A 16,160-nucleotide genomic window follows, 5' to 3' on the forward strand; every position below is an offset into this window, starting at 1 on the left:
GTGGTCGCCGGTCGTCGCGTTGAAACATCGTTACTCCACTTCGGATCATTTCACCAAATCGAACCAGGCATGGCCGATCCGGCATCCTCGGATGCTTCGCCAGGCAAAAGGAAGAACACGTGTCTACACCATCCAGGTACGCGAGTTGGGCAATCGTGCTCTATTGGCCACGGAACTCGTTGCTTTTTGCCGCCATCGCCGGGATCTCACAGCCCACCCTCGCATTGGAACAAACCGAAATCCCCATGACGCCGGCGCTATGGCAAGCGAAGGGGGATGTATCGTTTCAACACGACCCGACCAAGCAGAATATCATCGTCGTCAACAAGGGTTATGCAGAACTCAAGAACACCGACTTCAGCAATGGCACGATTGAATTTGACACGAAATTTGCGGGGAAACGAATTGCCGGCATCACCTTCCGTCAACACGATGACGCAGCAGATGCCTTGTATTTTCGACCAAGCATGGACTGCGCCGTTTCGGAAGAATGCATCCAGTACATGCCCACGGCACACCATGTGTTCGAGTGGGATTTATACGGACAGTATCAAACACACGCTCCCATCCATCCCGATGGCTGGAACCATGTAAAGGTGGTGCTCTCCGGCACGCACATGAATGTTTTCATCAACGGTGCGCGCTCGCCAACGCTGGCTGTCGGTACCTGGTCGGTGGCTTTCCTGATGGCCCGATCAGGTTGCATGGGCCTGCATCCTATGCACATCTAAGCATCGCCACCAATTTCGTTGATGGTTTGCCTGTAGTGGCGTCCAGCAACCCAGCGAAGGGTGATCCACGATATGTACGCCACTGGCTCGCTTCGAAGCCGTTCGTCATGCCCAGTCGCATGGATGCCACGCTTCAGGAAAAAACCGGCATGGATCCCCCTTATTCTTCTATGCCAAAACAGTCGGCGTCGTGGAAACCCATAGCGCTCGACCTGGGTGGCTTGGTCAATTTAACGCGATGGTATGGCGATGCGCAGACCGGTCAGGCTATCGCTGGCATTTGGTTGAAGACCATTATCAGTGCTGATCATGGCCAGATAAAGCATGTGGATATTGGATGGACCAGAGAAGTCTGGGTCTTTGTGAACGGTAAGCTGGCGTTCCAAAGCAGGAACCTCTATGGCATCAAGGGCGCGAGCAAAGAGCCCGACGGGCGCCTGTCACTTGCCAATGGATCGTTCGATTTGTCGCTGCAAAAGGGTGCAAACCAGGTTGTCGTGGCCATCGACGACAACTTCGCCGGCGGCCAGCAACATTGGGGATGGGGCCTGGAGATGCGATTGGCAAACACTGATGGCATTCGTCAAGTTGGCGGTGCTGCCGCGAATGCAGACGCTTCGAGTGAATTCTGAAAGCATAAGCCCGGCAGCGCAAAATCTGCTCTCGCTCATCAAGGCGCGCGAGGCTCCTCGACATCGTCGCTCGATCGATTTGCCAGGATGGCACTCGCGATAATCTGAAAGAGATGATCGGCCCGTGGAGCAAATGAGGGCTGGTCAACAGCCCAGCCGAGCGCGGTTATCAGGGCGAACAGGTCGTCCCCGCTCATGTCAGCGCGTGCCGTACCTTCGTCTTGGGCACGCAGCAGCAGTCGCGCGCCTGCCGAGTGCACTGCGGCGCATGAAGCGTAAAGCGCAGAGTCCGGGTTGGTATGGGCGGCCGCCATCATGGCGACGACGCCCCGGTAGCTTCGGGTGAATACCACCAATTCCCGGAACCAGGTGAGAAGTGCTTGGTCAGCCGAAGCCGAGGCTTCGAGTTCGTCTGCCCTCTGAGTCAGTGTGTCCAGATGGGTACACAGCAACGCCTCGAACAAGGCTTCTCGTGTCGGGAAATGACGAAGCAGCGTGGCCAGGCCCACACCGGCGCGGCGGGCGATATCGCGCATCGACGCCCCGGCACCGTGCTCGGCGACGACGTCACGCGAGACCGTGAGGATCTGGCTGCGATTTTTTTGGGCGTCGGCTCGCATGATCGCCTTGACAAGTGGAGCAGTGATCCATATAGTCGAATCCGGATCAGTGGTCCACATGATACCGTGCGATACGGCATTCCACCAGCTTCCGGGCAACTCCACCGAACGAGCACATGACATGAGCAGACTGAATGGAAAGACCGCAGTCATCACGGGCGGCGCCACGGGCATCGGCCTCGCTGCGGCAAAGCGCTTCATCGAGGAAGGCGCTTTCGTCTTCATCTTCGGCCGCCGGCAGAAGGCGCTCGATGCCGCCGTGGCCGCCCTCGGGCCCCATGCCCGTGCTGTGAAGGGCTCGGTCTCCGAGCCGGCCGACCTCGACCGACTGTACGCGGCAGTAAAGGCCGAGCGCGGAACCCTCGACATCGTCTTCGCCAACGCCGGGGCGGGAAGTCCGCTTCCTCTCGGCCAGATCACCGCCGAGCACATCGACGGCATCTTCGACACCAATGTGAAGGGGACGATCTTTACGGTCCAGAAGGCGCTGCCGCTGATGGGCCCCGGCGGTTCGATCATCCTGACCGGATCGAGCGCCGGCACCACGGGCGCCCCAGGATTCACGGCCTACAGCGCAAGCAAGGCGGCAGTGCGCAACCTCGCCCGGACCTGGGCGGAGGACCTGAAGGGCAGCGGCATCCGGGTCAACGTGCTGTCGCCGGGGGCCACGGCAACCGAACTCGCGAAGGAAGCGCTGGGCGAGGAGGGCCAGAAGGCCTACGGTGCGATGACGCCGCTCCTGCGCATGGCCGATCCGGCGGAGATCGGGGCGGTCGCCGCCTTTCTTGCGTCGTCGGACAGCAGCTTCATGACCGCCAGCGAGGTCGCTGTTGACGGTGGCTTGGCACAGCTCTGAGGAGAAAATTCAAATGACACAATCACTAAAGGGCAAAACAGCTCTCGTCACCGGGGCATCGCGGGGCATTGGCCGCGCCATCGCCGAGCGTCTCGCAAGGGACGGTGCGACGGTTGCGCTGACCTACAACGCCGGCAAGTCCGGCGCGGACGAAACGGTCACGGCCATCGAGAAAGCGGGCGGCAGCGCGTTCGCGATCCACGCAGACCTCGTTGACCCGGCGGCCGTCCCGGCCTTGTTCGAGCAACTCGACGACGAGTTCACCCGGCGGAATGGAAGCAAAGCCCTCGACATTCTCGTCAACAACGCGGGCAATTCCGGTTGGGTGGGCTTCAAGGACGCGACGCCGGAGAGTTGGGACACCCTGATGGCGGTCTACGCCCGCGCACCCTTCTTCATCATCCAGGCCGCGCTCGATCGTCTCGCCGATGGTGGACGCATCATCAACATTTCTTCCGCTGCCGCCACGAAGCCCGTGACAGCTGCGCCCGTCTATTCGATGGCGAAGGCGGCCATCAACACCCTGACCCATGCGCTCGCCATCGAGCTGGGGCCGCGCGGCATCACCGCGAACGCCGTAGCACCGGGCTTCACGCGAACGGATGCGAACGCCGACCTCCGGGAGAACCCCGAACTCGTCCAGGCGGTCGAGTCCCAAATCGCGCTGGGCCGCTTTGGCGAGCCTTCGGAGATCGCCGCCGTCGTGGCGTTCCTGGCCTCCGATGAAGGCCATTGGGTGACCGGCCAGACGATTGAAGCGAGCGGCGGTTACAAACTCTGACCTCGCCGAGAAAGAGGAGGAAACATATGAGTTACGCAATCATTGGCTTCGGCGAGATAGGTCACGCACTTGCCAAGGCGTTCGCCCGCAAGGGCATCGAAGTGGCCGTTGCAACCACGCGCGACCCGAAAAGCTTTGCAGCCGATGCGGCCGCGATCGGGCCCACGATTATTCCCAAGACCCTGGCGGAAGCCGTCAAGGCGGACACTATATTTCTGGCTGTCCGTTTCGAATCGCACCCGGAGGTCGCCAAAGCGCTGCCCGACTGGAAGGGGAAGACCGTCATCGATGTGATGAACACGCAGGTGCCGCTTCAGGAACTGGACGGTCTTCCGTCCTCTGCTTTCATCGCGAAGGTGTTCGCCGGAGCGAGGCTGGTGAAAGGCTTCAACCAACTGGTTGCTGCGGTTCTTGGCCAGGATCCGGCCGTACACGGTGGCAGGAGGGTCGTGTTCCTGGCGAGCGACGACGACGGCGCCGCAGCGGAGGTTGGTGCGCTTGCGGAAAAACTCGGCTTCGCACCGATCCAGCTTGGCAGGCTTGCGGAAGGTGGATTGCTTGTGCACGCGCGCGGAAAAAGCTGGGGGCACCTGATCTTCAAGGACTTGCTCAGGTTCGACCGATGAATCGTGCATGAGCATCATCGGCATCATCGGATCAGGCAACATGGCCGCAACGATCGACGGCCTTGCCACCAAGGCCGGACACGCTGTCGAGGTGATGAGTCGCGTCGTTACGGCATGCACTTTTCGAGAGCCACACCAGTGGCGGCGACCATCCGGCGCCAACCGTCGATCGCTAATCATCTATCGACGGTTCGTCGCACAAGGACCACGCTTCAACGAATATCTGAAGTTCCACTACCCCGCTATGCGATGCGGGCGATCCAATGGTTGCTCCTCACGACGAGACTTACCTCAATGAAACGTGCCTCGATATGCTTTTTCACCGCATTGATGATTTTGCCTTTGGGGGCGATGGCGCAGTCACGCACACCATCACCCGATCAACTCACCAAGGACACGGTGGACGTGAAGCACGTCATGTCTGCATACCATGAAGCAATTGTGACGCATGACGGTGCCCGGCTGGCGAGTCTGTTCATTCCTCAGGGAAGCACCTGGCTGAATGTTCTTTCGGACAAGGCGTTTACGCGTTTGCGCACAACCAAACCTGGCATCCCGAAGATCAAGGTGGGTAACTACCAGGACTTCGCCAAGATTGTGTCGCAATCGACCAAGCACATGGATCCTGAGCACCAGCATGTTCGTATCCAAAGCGACGGCACAATTGCCTCGGTCTATTTTGATTACGCCTTCATGATCGACGGAAAGCCGGAAAACCGCGGTAGTGAAACCTGGACACTAGTGAAGGGGGATGATGGGTGGCGTATTGCCACGATCATCTACTCGTCGAACCCAGTAGGCCTCTGACACCTGGACGTTTGACGGCCGCGCCTCGGGACAAAGTGTGCGGGTTTCATCGCGTGTGCAGAATTCCGCGTAAACGGGCTCCATGCCCGCGGGGTATTCCAGACGCCTGGTACCGAACTGTCCCGTTCGCAACATAGCTGATCTCTCTCTACGGGACCCGACGTTGAGCGTCCTGCAGTTTGTCGTGAATCAGTCGGATTCATGGCTTGGGTATGAGGCAGGTGACGATGAACAGAAGTAAGGCATGGACATGGGGCCGCGGTGCAGCACTGTACTTGGGCCTGACGGCCGGCACCGTAGCCTCAGCGACCTCGAGAGATTCGGGCTCGATACGCGCTGTCACCATGAACGCTGGTTCAATTAGTTCCAGCTCGTCCGCATCCTTGCCGATGGCGGCACGGTGGCAAGTGACGGGTGATGTCAGCTTCAAGCAGAAAGAAGGGTTCCCGAGTGGCCTGATGGTCATGAGCGCAAGCAAGGGGCATGACGAACCCCAGGCCCGACTCAAGGGGGTGGGGTTCGAAAACGGCACTATTGAATTCGACGTGAAGCCTATTGATGACGAATGGCCGACAGTACGCTTCCGAGTGCACGACGCAAGCACCGCCGAAGAATTCTACATCCGCCCCGAGCCAGACTGCTCGGTAGCCATAGACTGTGTGCAATACGCACCGATAATCCGTGGCCGCATGCTGTGGGACAGCAATTACGAATACCAGCACTCGGCGCCTTTCCGCGACAACGAGTGGAACCACGTCAAGCTGGTGATCTCAGGCCGTCGCATGAACGTCTACATCAATCGGCTGGCACGACCGGCGCTTGTGGTTGGAGACCTGGAGGGAGCGGGTGGCGCCGGCTGCGTCGAGCTGCAAGGGCCGGCCATCTTTACCGATGTGGTGGTCGCGCCGGGCGATATCGACGGTTTGTCGCCCAAGCCACTACCCGATCCCACCGCAAGCGATCGTGGCTACCTGCGCCACTGGCGAATATCGGGACCTTATCCGCTGATGGCACATGCCGAGCCAGTAACCTTTGGTGATCTGCCGAACGTGCGCTCGGCCTGGTTGCCTATTCAGGCCGAACGCTTGGGGGTGGTGAACTTGGCGCGTCGCATGGACCCTGCCAGCGACCGCAAAGTGCCGCGCTACACATGGTTGAAAACCACCCTGCATTCGGAGCGCAGCCAGGTGAAGCAGGTTTCGCTGGGTTACCTTCGCATAGTCACGGTATTCGTAAATGGGCAGCCCGTCTTCAGCGGGAAAAACCTCTACAACACGCCCAGCGAGCGCAAGCAGCCGGATGGACGCTTAGGTCTGGAAAATGGAAATTTCGAGCTCCCCCTGAAAAAAGGTGACAATCAAATCGTGGTGGCTTTACGCAGCAACTCGCCGGATATGGCCGATCACTACGGCTATGGCTTCCGTTTCCATATAGATGGCCCCAGCGGACTCAATATCGGCGACTGAGGCTTCATTTGTGAAGCATATGGTCTCACGCGCGGCTACGGCGCAGTTCGAAGGAGTTGGGGCATCCCGTCGCCGGGACAAGGAATCGTCTCCTCGAGATAGCCACGCCGCGCCAGCGGTTTCAATTGCGTATCAGGCTGAGTAATACATCGATGAAAATATCAAATGCCGCAACAAAGCGCTTTCTCACTGCCGCCATCGCCCTTCTAGTAGGGAGCACCCATTTCACCAACGCATCCGCCCAAGCAATGGGTACGCATCGGTGCTCCTGATTCACCATATCACCCATCCAAGGTTGCGAGTCGGCGAGTCAGCGCCACAGGTATTTGGGGCGCAACGTGTGGCAGGTGCCATGCAGGGCGTGCCCAACACCGTATTGACCCAACAACCTTCAAAGAAATCGGCACCATGCCGCTTGAACTGAAAGACCACGACGCTAAACCGCGTCAGGAGGATTTGTCATGAGTCACCCAATGCTTTTCACGCCGATACACGTAGGCAATCTGGCATTAGGCAATCGCATCGTGATCGCGCCCATGGCCCAGTACTCGGCCCAGGACGGAAAGATGAGTGATTGGCACCTGATGCATCTCGGCCAGCTGGCGATTTCGGGTGCGGCTGCACTAACCATTGAGGGGACGGCCGTTACACCCGAGGGACGCACCACTTATGCCGACGTAGGACTCTATTCGGATGAGTGCGAGGTCGCCATGGCGCGAGTGCTGCGCGGCATTCGGCGATGGTCAGATACACCGATTGGAATCCAGCTCAACCATGCTGGCCGAAAGGGATCTCGGCAGAAGCTATGGGAAGGTGGCGCCCAGATTCAACCTGACCACGCAAATGGTTGGAGCACGTACGGCCCATCCCCGATCGCCGTGACGAGCGATGAAATACCACCCATCGCCTTGGACCGTGATGGCCTGGCCACTATTCGCGACGCCTTTGCGGACGCAGCACGACGTGCCTCAGCGCTTGGGCTGGATTTCATACAGATTCTCGGCGGACATGGCTATTTACTCCATCAATTTCTCTCGCCCCTCTCAAACCATAGGAACGACGAATATGGCGGCTCAGTTGAGAACCGAATGCGCTTCCCGCTCGAGGTTTTTGATGTCGTGCGAGAAGCGTTTGCACACGATCGCCCCGTCACCATGCGGGTGTCCGCGACGGACTGGGTGGACGGTGGGTGGTCCATCCAGGATACCATCACATTTGTGAAGGCATTGGAGGCCAGAGGCTGTGCCGCCATCAATGTCTCAAGCGGCGGTTCCAGCCCAACGCAGCAAATTCCAATCGGCCCCAGCTATCAGGTTCCTTTTGCCAGGGCAGTGAAGGAAGCGACGATGCTCCCAGTTGTCGCGGTCGGCATGATCACGGAGTTCGAGCAGGCCGAATCCATACTCAGCACGGGGGATGCCGATCTGGTCGCGCTCGCGCGGGCCATGCTCTTCGATCCTCGTTGGCCTTGGCACGCTGCAGCCCACTTCGGAACTCAAGTCCGAGCGCCTGATCAATATCTTCGCGCCCAACCCGGTCGGCTGCGAAAGCTGTTCGTTTAAATGCGCCTTGTCAGAAGCCCCATTCGCAAGCCTATTGCACTGACGCGAGGCTCAGACGAGCACATGGTCGGCATCAGAATTGGAATGCACCGTGGTCAGGCGATCGCTTCTTTCAGTGAATTCGGCTACCCGGTGTCACACTCACACCACCGATGGTGGGCGACATTTCTTTGAAGGATGCTGGCCTTTGGCGAACGGAAAAGTGTTGGCGCGATGCCGCTCGAGACGATGAAGCTGGTCGCCGACGATGTGCGTGGCGGGGTATTGAATGCCTGCAGGCGCTATTTGCCGGAAGAAGCGCCACGTACGGTTGCACGACGCATTATCGAACTCACGAATTCGTAATGTTGAAGATGCTGAAGCGCTTGCATTGGCCAGCCGCCTGGTAATTCAACGACTTGTTGATTACTGAACTTCACGAAGCGATACCTATATCGCGAGGAAAATCATGCGGAACAAGCGTAACGTGAACATGCTCCTCGTCGGCCTCGCCCTCGTTTCATGCGAGGGCGCCGCTTTTAGCTCGGAATACCGCATCTCGGGTGCAAGCCAATCCGTCACGGATGCGCAAGCACTGCTTTCGCGTGTCACACGCCTGCCCACCGCATTTCTCGACATTATGGGTTCCGAGGGTAACCATGAGCGCATTACGTCTCACATACTGACGCCGGAAGAGCGGGAAATGGTCCGCCAATCGCTTACGGCACTTGCGCCGCTTCAGCAACGCGTGATGCTGCAGCATCTGGCATCCATCAGTTTCGCCGACGGCATGCCCAACAGCGCCCTGACTTACCCTGCGAAAGGGCGGCCGGGGTTCTTCAACATCACCATTCGCGCCGGCGTGTTGCACGAGACAGTCTCGCAACTCCTGAACCACAAGGAAAACGCATGCTTCGCGCACGAAAATCCAGGTTCGCGCGTGGTTATCGACGCCGGCCGGATGCCCGCCTTGACCTATATCCTGCTGCATGAATCCACCCATGTCGTCGATGCGTCGATTGGACTTACCCTTGATACGGCCAAGAGGCGCGGACTCGACAAGCCCATTGGTGAGTTCGGGCAAGGCGTCTGGGTCGACTGGAAAAACCCCGTTCCCGCGTATGCCAGCGCCGCATTACAGGTTGGCTGCTACCACCATGGCGGAAAGGATGCTGACATTTCAGCGGCGCCCGTCGTTTACCAGGCACTGGCTGGCACGCCCTTTCCTTCGCTTTACGCCACGGCCAGTGAGCACGAATACATTGCCGAACTCACGGCATATTCGGCGCTGTCACAACGGTTCCACCAGCCTTATACGATCACTGTGTACTTGAACGATGTACCGGTATATAAGCTCAACCCGATGAAGGACGCGCTAGTAAGAGCACAGGTGTCGAAGACTCGTATTTTCTACGGGACAATGGGCGATTCATCCATGTCATCGGGCAAGACATGGTAGCGACTATTTTTTATCCATGGCTCAATCGTGGGTGCCGTGTTGCCGCTTAGATGACCTGGCCAGACGCAAGGAATGGGTTGGGTGACCAGAGTGGACGCACGCAACCTTCGGGCGTGTCCTGGACATCGTGATTGGGTCCGGGCAGGGCGCTGTCGATCGATCTAGCTTCCTCGAATATTCTTCAGGTAGCTGTACAAGCTGGCGCGGGAAATCCCCAGGCGCTTGGCGACGACTGGCGGTGAATTACGAACGCTCAGTAGGCCGGCCGCATCCAATTCGCCGATGAGTTGCCGTCGCGTCCGTGGATCCATAAGGGAGGCAGCCATGCCATGCCTCGTCTCGAATTCGCCAACGGCACGTTCCAGCGCCTGGCGCCAGTTGTCATGGAAGAACGGTGCATGGGGCTCCAGCGAGCTCGGCAGGAAGGCCAGGGAGGCCAGCTGTTCTCCTATGCTCTCCAGCACCGAGACGTCGAAATTGATACACATCATTGCGATCGGCCGCGCTTGGTCATCGCGCAGCGTGGCGGTGATCGAGCGCAGATTGTGCCCATCGCGATTGACCTTGCGGTAGGGGCCAATGACATCCTGTTCCAGGACTGCCTCGTCGAACCGCTCTCCGGCTGAGGAATCGCCCACGCGCCTCTTTGAGAAGGCGTTGACGATGTAAGCGATCTGGTGACGAGTCAGATCGTGGATCACCACCTCGACGTGTGGCTTGAAGAGAGCGGCCACCGCATCGGCGATGGGGAAATAGCGGTTCAACACAGAATGGGATGTCTTTCGGGTATTGGCCATGGTGTCCATACGTAGGGATGGTGGTCCCTTGTGTCGATGCGAAATTGGATATATTGTCCAGTCTACACTATTTGTCCATGCCTAGCCAATGAACGTCCCGACCGTGGCCCGCCAGTATCTCCGACGCCTCTCCATGACGAGAAGATTTCCCTCGCTGTGCATCGGTCTGATGGCGCTGGTGATGATCGCCTCGATGACAGGCCGTGCCGCGGCACAGGTCGGCACGGGGCCGCTGGCGGTTCCCCTGCCGCCAGCGCTGCGCACCCCGTTGGACCGGCCGTTCAAGGGCACGGTGAAACTGGCTGTTCGCGCCACCGACATCGACCACCAGGTTTTTGTCGTGCACGAGACGATTCCCGTGGAGGCACCGGGCGATACGGTCCTGCTCTATCCGAAATGGGAAGCTGGCAGCCATGCCCCGACCGCCACCGTAACGGAGTTGGCTGGTTTGACAGTGCAGGTTGACGGCAAACCAGCGGACTGGACCCGTGATCCGGTGCATATGCACGCCTTCCACGTCGAGGTGCCGAAGGGCGGGCGTTCGATCACGCTTGATTTCCAGTTCCTCGCACCGTCCTCTTCCCACTTGTTGCGACCAGACATGGTCATTGTGCCTTGGCAGCATGTACTGCTCTATCCGGCGGGTTGGTATGCCCGCGACATCCTCGTGGCTGCGAGGGTAGTCATCCCGAGCGGGCTCACGCCGTACACGTCACTCGCATTCCATACCGGAAGCGATGACGCGCTGGATTTCCAGCCGGTCATGCTGGACCAGTTGGTCGACGCGCCTGTCTATGCCGGCAGATACACGCGCCGGATTGCGCTCAACGAAGTTGCGGCCAAGCCAGTGTTCCTGGATCTGCTGGCCGACAAGAAAGAAGACCTCGCCGTCACCGACATACAGATCAGGCACCTCCAGGTATTGATCGCGCAGGGCCTCAAAACCTTCGGCACAGAACCGTACCGTCACTACGACGCGATCGTCACCTTGAGCAATGTGATTTCACCTGACGGTGGCGGTGGCGGCATCGAGCACCTGGAGGAGGGTGAGGACAACCTCCCTGCTGCCTACTTCACCGATGCCCCTGCACAACTGAACAACCTCGACCTGATCGCGCACGAATACGTCCATGCATGGAACGGATTGTGGCGAACGCCGACCGACCTATGGTCGCCTACCCTCAACTGGCCAGCCAGGGGATCGTTGCTTTGGGTATATGAAGGGCAGACCGAATTCTGGGGACGCGTGCTGGCCGCCCGCGCCGGTTTGCGCACTCGCCAGGAAACCCTCGACAAACTGGCGCTGGATGCTGATTTCGTTGCCAATCGCACGCGTCGCCGCTGGAAGGATTTGCAGGACAGCACCAACGATGCGATCTACATGGCCAAGCACCATGTCGCGTGGCGCAGCTGGCAGGGGCGGGAGGACTATTACTCCGAAGGGGTGCTGTTATGGCTGGACGTTGATGCGCGATTGCGCGAGTTGAGCCACGGCCGGCGTAGCCTCGACGACTTCGCGCGCCTCTTTTTCGCCAAGGACGCCCCCCAGGCTACGCGTACCTACAACTTCCACGATGTCTGCGCTGCGTTGAACATGATCGCACCGGATGATTGGGCGACATTCCTCGGGCGGCACCTGCATACCCACAGCACGGATGAAGCGCTCGTGGGCCTTGCCCGTGCCGGCTGGAAACTTGTGTACACCGATGTGCCCACCGAAACCTTTCGTCAGAACGAAGCGGAAGCCGGCGTCACCGACCTCGACGACTCGATCGGCCTCGAGATCGACGCAGACGGCCGCGTCCAGTCCGTGCAATGGGATGGGCCGGCGTTCCGTGCCGGCCTGTCGCCTGGCGCGCGCGTGACCGGGGTGGATGGGCAGGCCTTTTCGACGCAGGCATTGCTCGATGCCGTCCGGGTTTCCGCAACAAAGCCATTGAACGTTCGCGTCGACGCCAATGGCAACCGGCGCATGGCCGTGATCAGCTACCAGGGCGGCTTGCGTTACCCTCACCTCGAACGCATCGCCGGTATGCCCGACCGGCTCTCGAAACTGCTCGACGCGCGATGAATACGGGACGGTACATCATCGGGATCTTGGGTGCCCTCGCGTGGACCATGCCTTGTTTGGCATCTGGTCGCGCCCTGAATCCGGGTCCGATCCCACTGGCAAGCATCCGCGATGTGCGCGACCTCGGTGAAGTGAGCCTGTCACCAGATGGTCGGTCCGTAGCAGCCACTGTGGTTTCCTCCATAGCCGAGGGCGGACAAACACATATCTGGCTCCTGAAGCGCGATGGACATACGTCCCGTCAGCTCACGTCGTCATCGGACGCTGGCCTGGGAGAAAGTGATCCTGCCTGGTCTCCAGATGGAAACGCGCTCTACGTCCTGTCAGGGGGCGATGCGGTCGATCGCATCACGATGACACCCACCACAAGCAGCTCGGTCAGTACCAGCGTAATGCTCAGACCGAACCGGAACGGATGTTCAGCCAGACCGGAATCCGCATCCCACGAAGTTCCGCTTGTGCTCCCCGTACACCCGCGCCAGGTGGATTGCGCTCTTGCCCAGACCTCACACCGCGGACAAGGCCACAGCATCAGCGCCTGCCGGCAGGCATAAGGGGCTTGTCGGATCGTTGACTGCCCGCCACACCGCCTCGGTCACGTCGGATGTCTTCGTTACCGGGTCGGCTGATTGCGCCCAGCGTTCGAACACCTTCTGGACCAGTCCGGCGTACGCCTCCGGGACGCCCCCCTGCATGCGGGATCGCGCGTTCTCGCCGAAGCGGGTTTCTGGTGCCCGGCCCGGCAGCACGAGCCGAACCCGAACGTTGAACGATTCCAGCTCAAGCGCCAGCGATTCAGTGAACGCATTCACGGCCGCCTTGCTCGCGGTGTAGACGGACAGGAGTTGGAGCGGCTTCAGCGTAACCGAAGAGGTGACGTTGACGATCACGCCGCTCTTGCGCTCGCGGAATTGGGGCAACACCGCCTGAGTCATCGCGATGGTGCCCAGAGTGTTGGTTTCGAACACGTCGCGTGCCACGTCCATCGATGTGCCTTCCAGTGCGTTGAGCAAACCGATGCCGGCGTTGTTCACCAGTGCGTCGATGGAACCGGCCGCATCGATGAGCGCGCGGATGCTTCGCGGGTCGGTCACGTCGAGCGGCAGCACGCGCAGGCGCTCGGAGCGCGGCAACAGGTCTTCCCGTGGCGTGCGCATGGTGGCGATGACCTGCCAGCCGCGGCCGAGGAAGTCCTTGGCGATCCCGAGGCCAAACCCGGACGAACAACCAGTGATCAGTACGGTTTTCATAGAAGCTCCTGAGTGGAGTAGTGCGGAAGACGCACCACGATAGGCGCTGGTAGCCGGATCAACTACTATCGAAAGTCCTTATTTAATTTGCCATCGTCCGGTCATGGCCGATCCGCTCTCCGAAGTCGTCACGCTGCTTCAGCCCGGAGCTGCCTTTTCCAAGGTGGTCAACGGTGCTGGGCGGTGGCGGGTGCGCCGCACCGAGCTTGGGCGTCCGTTCTATTGCGTGGTCCTTGAGGGATCCTGCCGGCTTGCCGTGGAAGGGCGCGAGCCGTTGGTGCTGCTGGCCGGAGATTTCGTGCTGATCCCCGCCGCGCATAACTTCGCAACCTCGAGCATTGATCCACCGGATGACGGCCCGGATGCGCCCCCCACCATCCTGCCCGGTGGTGAATTCCGCCTCGGCGCGCTGGAGGGGCCACCGCAGGTGCGCATGATGGTCGGCTACTGCGTCTTCGGCTCGCCGGATGCCGCCATACTGGTTTCGCTGTTGCCACAGTTGGTGCACGTGCGCGGCGAGCAGCGGCTCGCCACGCTGGTGCAGCTGGTGAACGAGGAATCGCGCGGACAGCGGCCTGCCCGCGAACTGATCCTCACGCGCCTGCTGGAGGTGCTGCTGATCGAAGCGCTGCGATCCTCCGCGGGCACCGCTGCATCGCCCGGATTGCTGCGTGGCCTGGCCGACGCGCGCCTGGCCGTCGCGATAAGGCGCATGCATGAGATGCCGACGCGCCCATGGACGGTGGCGCACCTGGCGAAGGAAGCCGCGCTGTCGCGCTCGGCGTTCTTCGAGCGCTTCAACCGCGCCGTAGGAGTAACGCCCATGGAGTACCTGCTGGCCTGGCGGATGGCGCTGGCCAAAAAGCTGCTTCGCAACCGGGACGTCGCCATCGCGGACGTCGCCGAGCGTGTTGGCTACAGCTCAGCGAGTACATTCAGCGTCGCCTTCAGCCGCCACGTCGGCATGCCACCCGCACGCTATGCCCGCGAACGAGGGTGATTAGTCGGTGTTATCGAGGGTAGACGTCGATACGGGGCCCCACGTTGCGCGAGAGGTCGTTACGCGAGATCTTGCGACCTCACTCCTCGAGTTCGAAACCTCCGCCACTCCGGCCTATGATCAGAGCGTTGGAGCTTGGTCGGAAGGACAGGGGCTATGGGGATCTCTATCGAGGGGGTTGTCAGCAGCAAGCTGGGGCTGGCTTCACATCAGAATGCCGTGCCGCTGCTGCGGCAGCTGAACGTCTCAAATGACGGTACGGAAGGTCTTGACGACCTCGTCCTGGAGCTTGAGGCGAGCTTGCCGTTCGCGAGCCCGAAGAGCTGGCGTATCGACCGTCTGGGACCTAACTCGTCGATGGCGATCCCTGACCGCGATGTTGAGCTCAGGGAAGGTTACCTGGCGGACCTGACCGAGAGTATGCCGGCGTCGGTACACCTTCGCTTGCGATCAAGCACCGGCATCCTCGTGGAACAGCGTTTCCCTGTCGAACTGTTGGCTCGCAACCAGTGGGGTGGCGCAGGAAGCATGCCGGAACTATTGGCTGCGTTCTGTATGCCCAACGACCCGGCAGTCGACAGGGTGCTCAAGAGCACGTCCGATGTGCTGCGCCGGGCCGGGCGGACTGATGGGATCGATGGTTATGGGGCTGGCTCCCGCAAGCGGGTTTGGGAGCTGACCTCTGCTGTCTGGTCCGCAATGTGCGGGTACCAGGTCAGCTATGTGCTACCTCCAGCAAGCTTTGAGCAGGAGGGCCAAAAGATCCGGTCTCCGTCGCAAGTGCTCGACGGTGGCGTCGGCACCTGCCTGGATACCGCGCTCTTGTTTGCAGCGGTCCTGGAACAGGCTGGCCTCAATCCCGTTCTCCTGATGACCAAGGGGCATGCATTCGCGGGGGTCTGGCTACAGCCCCAAGAGTTTGCACAAGTTCTCAACGAAGACGCTTCAGCGGTCCGTAAACGGATCGAGCTTCAGGAGCTGCTGGTCTTCGAGACCACGTTGGCCACACAGTCGCCCGCTCCGGGATTCAGCCATGCGGTCGATGTCGCCAAGCGCCAGCTGACCGACGACGACTTCGTCATGGCTGTCGATTTGCGCCGCGCCCGCATGCAGAAGGTGCGGCCACTGAGCGTGTCCGCAAAGGCCGCAGGAGAGACACATGACGAGCAAGCTCCGAAAGTCAGCGAAGCTCTGGAATCAGCCCCTGAGCTGCCGGCCTTCGACATCGAGGTCGAAGAGGTGCCGGCCACTGCAGCCGACAAGTTGGAGCTGTGGCAACGCAAGTTACTCGACCTGACTACACGAAACCGCCTCCTGCACTTGCCTGATAGCGCCAAGGTGATTCGCCTAGTCTGTCCGGATCCAGCGGGACTTGAAGACATCCTTGCCGCCAACAGAAGTGAACCGCCCCGGTTTTCGTGGAGGCTGTTTGGTTTAAGTCAGGCCTCCACGGTGGCTGCCTGACTGGCGAGTTGCCGGTAGTAGTTTGCCTCGGCCTCTGCCGGTGGGATATAGCCGATCGA

At 60.2% G+C, this 16,160-nt stretch carries 15 protein-coding genes; 12 read left to right on the forward strand and 3 right to left on the reverse strand.

The features are described from left to right. The first annotated feature begins 119 nt into the window (after positions 1-119). Complete coding sequence (locus ABQJ56_RS04005; RefSeq protein ID WP_367843688.1) at positions 120-731, forward strand: 3-keto-alpha-glucoside-1,2-lyase-like domain-containing protein; 612 nt, start codon at positions 120-122, stop codon at positions 729-731. A gap of 119 nt (positions 732-850) precedes the next feature. After that, positions 851-1,363, forward strand: a complete 513-nt coding sequence (locus ABQJ56_RS04010; RefSeq protein ID WP_367843689.1) for a hypothetical protein — start codon at positions 851-853, stop codon at positions 1,361-1,363. A 38-nt stretch (positions 1,364-1,401) separates the two neighbouring features. Here ABQJ56_RS04010 and ABQJ56_RS04015 read toward each other — a convergent pair whose 3' ends face one another. Continuing rightward, entirely contained in the window at positions 1,402-2,043 is a 642-nt protein-coding gene (locus ABQJ56_RS04015) for a TetR/AcrR family transcriptional regulator (protein WP_367843690.1), read from the reverse strand. Positions 2,044-2,104: 61 nt separating this feature from the next. Here ABQJ56_RS04015 and ABQJ56_RS04020 point away from each other — a divergent pair, with 61 nt between their 5' ends. The 7 genes from ABQJ56_RS04020 (at position 2,105) to ABQJ56_RS04050 (ending at position 9,519) form a co-directional block, all read left to right on the forward strand. Beyond that, positions 2,105-2,839 (forward strand): SDR family NAD(P)-dependent oxidoreductase, encoded by a 735-nt coding sequence (locus tag ABQJ56_RS04020; RefSeq protein ID WP_367843691.1) that lies wholly within the window; start codon positions 2,105-2,107, stop codon positions 2,837-2,839. Between the two features lie 13 nt (positions 2,840-2,852). Further along, positions 2,853-3,620 (forward strand): SDR family NAD(P)-dependent oxidoreductase, encoded by a 768-nt coding sequence (locus tag ABQJ56_RS04025; protein WP_367843692.1) that lies wholly within the window; start codon positions 2,853-2,855, stop codon positions 3,618-3,620. A gap of 26 nt (positions 3,621-3,646) precedes the next feature. Continuing rightward, on the forward strand, positions 3,647-4,246 hold the full coding sequence (locus tag ABQJ56_RS04030) for an NADPH-dependent F420 reductase (RefSeq protein ID WP_367843693.1): 600 nt from the start codon (positions 3,647-3,649) through the stop codon (positions 4,244-4,246). Positions 4,247-4,540: 294 nt separating this feature from the next. Continuing rightward, on the forward strand, positions 4,541-5,053 hold the full coding sequence (locus ABQJ56_RS04035; protein WP_367843694.1) for a Cif family virulence factor: 513 nt from the start codon (positions 4,541-4,543) through the stop codon (positions 5,051-5,053). A gap of 344 nt (positions 5,054-5,397) precedes the next feature. Next, positions 5,398-6,519, forward strand: coding sequence for a LamG-like jellyroll fold domain-containing protein (locus ABQJ56_RS04040; RefSeq protein ID WP_367843695.1), 1,122 nt, complete (start codon positions 5,398-5,400; stop codon positions 6,517-6,519). Between the two features lie 461 nt (positions 6,520-6,980). Next, positions 6,981-8,081, forward strand: coding sequence for an NADH:flavin oxidoreductase/NADH oxidase (locus ABQJ56_RS04045; RefSeq protein WP_367843696.1), 1,101 nt, complete (start codon positions 6,981-6,983; stop codon positions 8,079-8,081). Positions 8,082-8,547: 466 nt separating this feature from the next. Beyond that, entirely contained in the window at positions 8,548-9,519 is a 972-nt protein-coding gene (locus ABQJ56_RS04050) for a hypothetical protein (protein WP_367843697.1), read from the forward strand. Positions 9,520-9,680: 161 nt separating this feature from the next. On the opposite strand, the gene ABQJ56_RS04055 is transcribed toward ABQJ56_RS04050, so the two are convergent. Continuing rightward, a complete protein-coding gene (locus ABQJ56_RS04055; protein WP_367843698.1) occupies positions 9,681-10,316 on the reverse strand; it encodes a helix-turn-helix transcriptional regulator in 636 nt (211 codons plus the stop codon). Between the two features lie 88 nt (positions 10,317-10,404). Between ABQJ56_RS04055 and ABQJ56_RS04060 the strand changes: the two genes are divergently transcribed. After that, positions 10,405-12,387 (forward strand): M61 family metallopeptidase, encoded by a 1,983-nt coding sequence (locus ABQJ56_RS04060; RefSeq protein ID WP_367843699.1) that lies wholly within the window; start codon positions 10,405-10,407, stop codon positions 12,385-12,387. Between the two features lie 506 nt (positions 12,388-12,893). Here the strand turns inward: ABQJ56_RS04060 and ABQJ56_RS04070 are convergent. Next, positions 12,894-13,637 (reverse strand): SDR family oxidoreductase, encoded by a 744-nt coding sequence (locus ABQJ56_RS04070; protein ID WP_437343388.1) that lies wholly within the window; start codon positions 13,635-13,637, stop codon positions 12,894-12,896. Between the two features lie 103 nt (positions 13,638-13,740). Here ABQJ56_RS04070 and ABQJ56_RS04075 point away from each other — a divergent pair, with 103 nt between their 5' ends. Then, positions 13,741-14,637: an AraC family transcriptional regulator gene (locus ABQJ56_RS04075; protein ID WP_367843700.1), complete on the forward strand. Its 897-nt coding sequence runs from the start codon at positions 13,741-13,743 to the stop codon at positions 14,635-14,637. Between the two features lie 156 nt (positions 14,638-14,793). After that, on the forward strand, positions 14,794-16,101 hold the full coding sequence (locus ABQJ56_RS04080; protein ID WP_367843701.1) for a DUF4011 domain-containing protein: 1,308 nt from the start codon (positions 14,794-14,796) through the stop codon (positions 16,099-16,101). The last annotated feature ends 59 nt before the right edge of the window (positions 16,102-16,160 follow it).

Origin of the sequence: Rhodanobacter geophilus (assembly GCF_040812275.1) — a bacterium.
In the GTDB taxonomy this organism is placed as follows: domain Bacteria; phylum Pseudomonadota; class Gammaproteobacteria; order Xanthomonadales; family Rhodanobacteraceae; genus Rhodanobacter_A; species Rhodanobacter_A geophilus.

Excerpts from the sequence above, each read along its gene's own strand:
- ABQJ56_RS04015 (WP_367843690.1), bottom strand. The coding sequence starts at position 2,043 with ATGTGGACCACTGATCCGGATTCGACTATATGGATCACTGCTCCACTT.
- ABQJ56_RS04070 (WP_437343388.1), bottom strand. The coding sequence starts at position 13,637 with ATGAAAACCGTACTGATCACTGGTTGTTCGTCCGGGTTTGGCCTCGGG.
- ABQJ56_RS04075 (WP_367843700.1), top strand. The coding sequence starts at position 13,741 with ATGGCCGATCCGCTCTCCGAAGTCGTCACGCTGCTTCAGCCCGGAGCT.
- ABQJ56_RS04080 (WP_367843701.1), top strand. The coding sequence starts at position 14,794 with ATGGGGATCTCTATCGAGGGGGTTGTCAGCAGCAAGCTGGGGCTGGCT.
- ABQJ56_RS04035 (WP_367843694.1), top strand. The coding sequence starts at position 4,541 with ATGAAACGTGCCTCGATATGCTTTTTCACCGCATTGATGATTTTGCCT.
- ABQJ56_RS04045 (WP_367843696.1), top strand. The coding sequence starts at position 6,981 with ATGAGTCACCCAATGCTTTTCACGCCGATACACGTAGGCAATCTGGCA.
- ABQJ56_RS04020 (WP_367843691.1), top strand. The coding sequence starts at position 2,105 with ATGAGCAGACTGAATGGAAAGACCGCAGTCATCACGGGCGGCGCCACG.
- ABQJ56_RS04030 (WP_367843693.1), top strand. The coding sequence starts at position 3,647 with ATGAGTTACGCAATCATTGGCTTCGGCGAGATAGGTCACGCACTTGCC.
- ABQJ56_RS04055 (WP_367843698.1), bottom strand. The coding sequence starts at position 10,316 with ATGGCCAATACCCGAAAGACATCCCATTCTGTGTTGAACCGCTATTTC.
- ABQJ56_RS04060 (WP_367843699.1), top strand. The coding sequence starts at position 10,405 with ATGAACGTCCCGACCGTGGCCCGCCAGTATCTCCGACGCCTCTCCATG.
- ABQJ56_RS04040 (WP_367843695.1), top strand. The coding sequence starts at position 5,398 with ATGAACGCTGGTTCAATTAGTTCCAGCTCGTCCGCATCCTTGCCGATG.
- ABQJ56_RS04010 (WP_367843689.1), top strand. The coding sequence starts at position 851 with ATGGATGCCACGCTTCAGGAAAAAACCGGCATGGATCCCCCTTATTCT.
- ABQJ56_RS04025 (WP_367843692.1), top strand. The coding sequence starts at position 2,853 with ATGACACAATCACTAAAGGGCAAAACAGCTCTCGTCACCGGGGCATCG.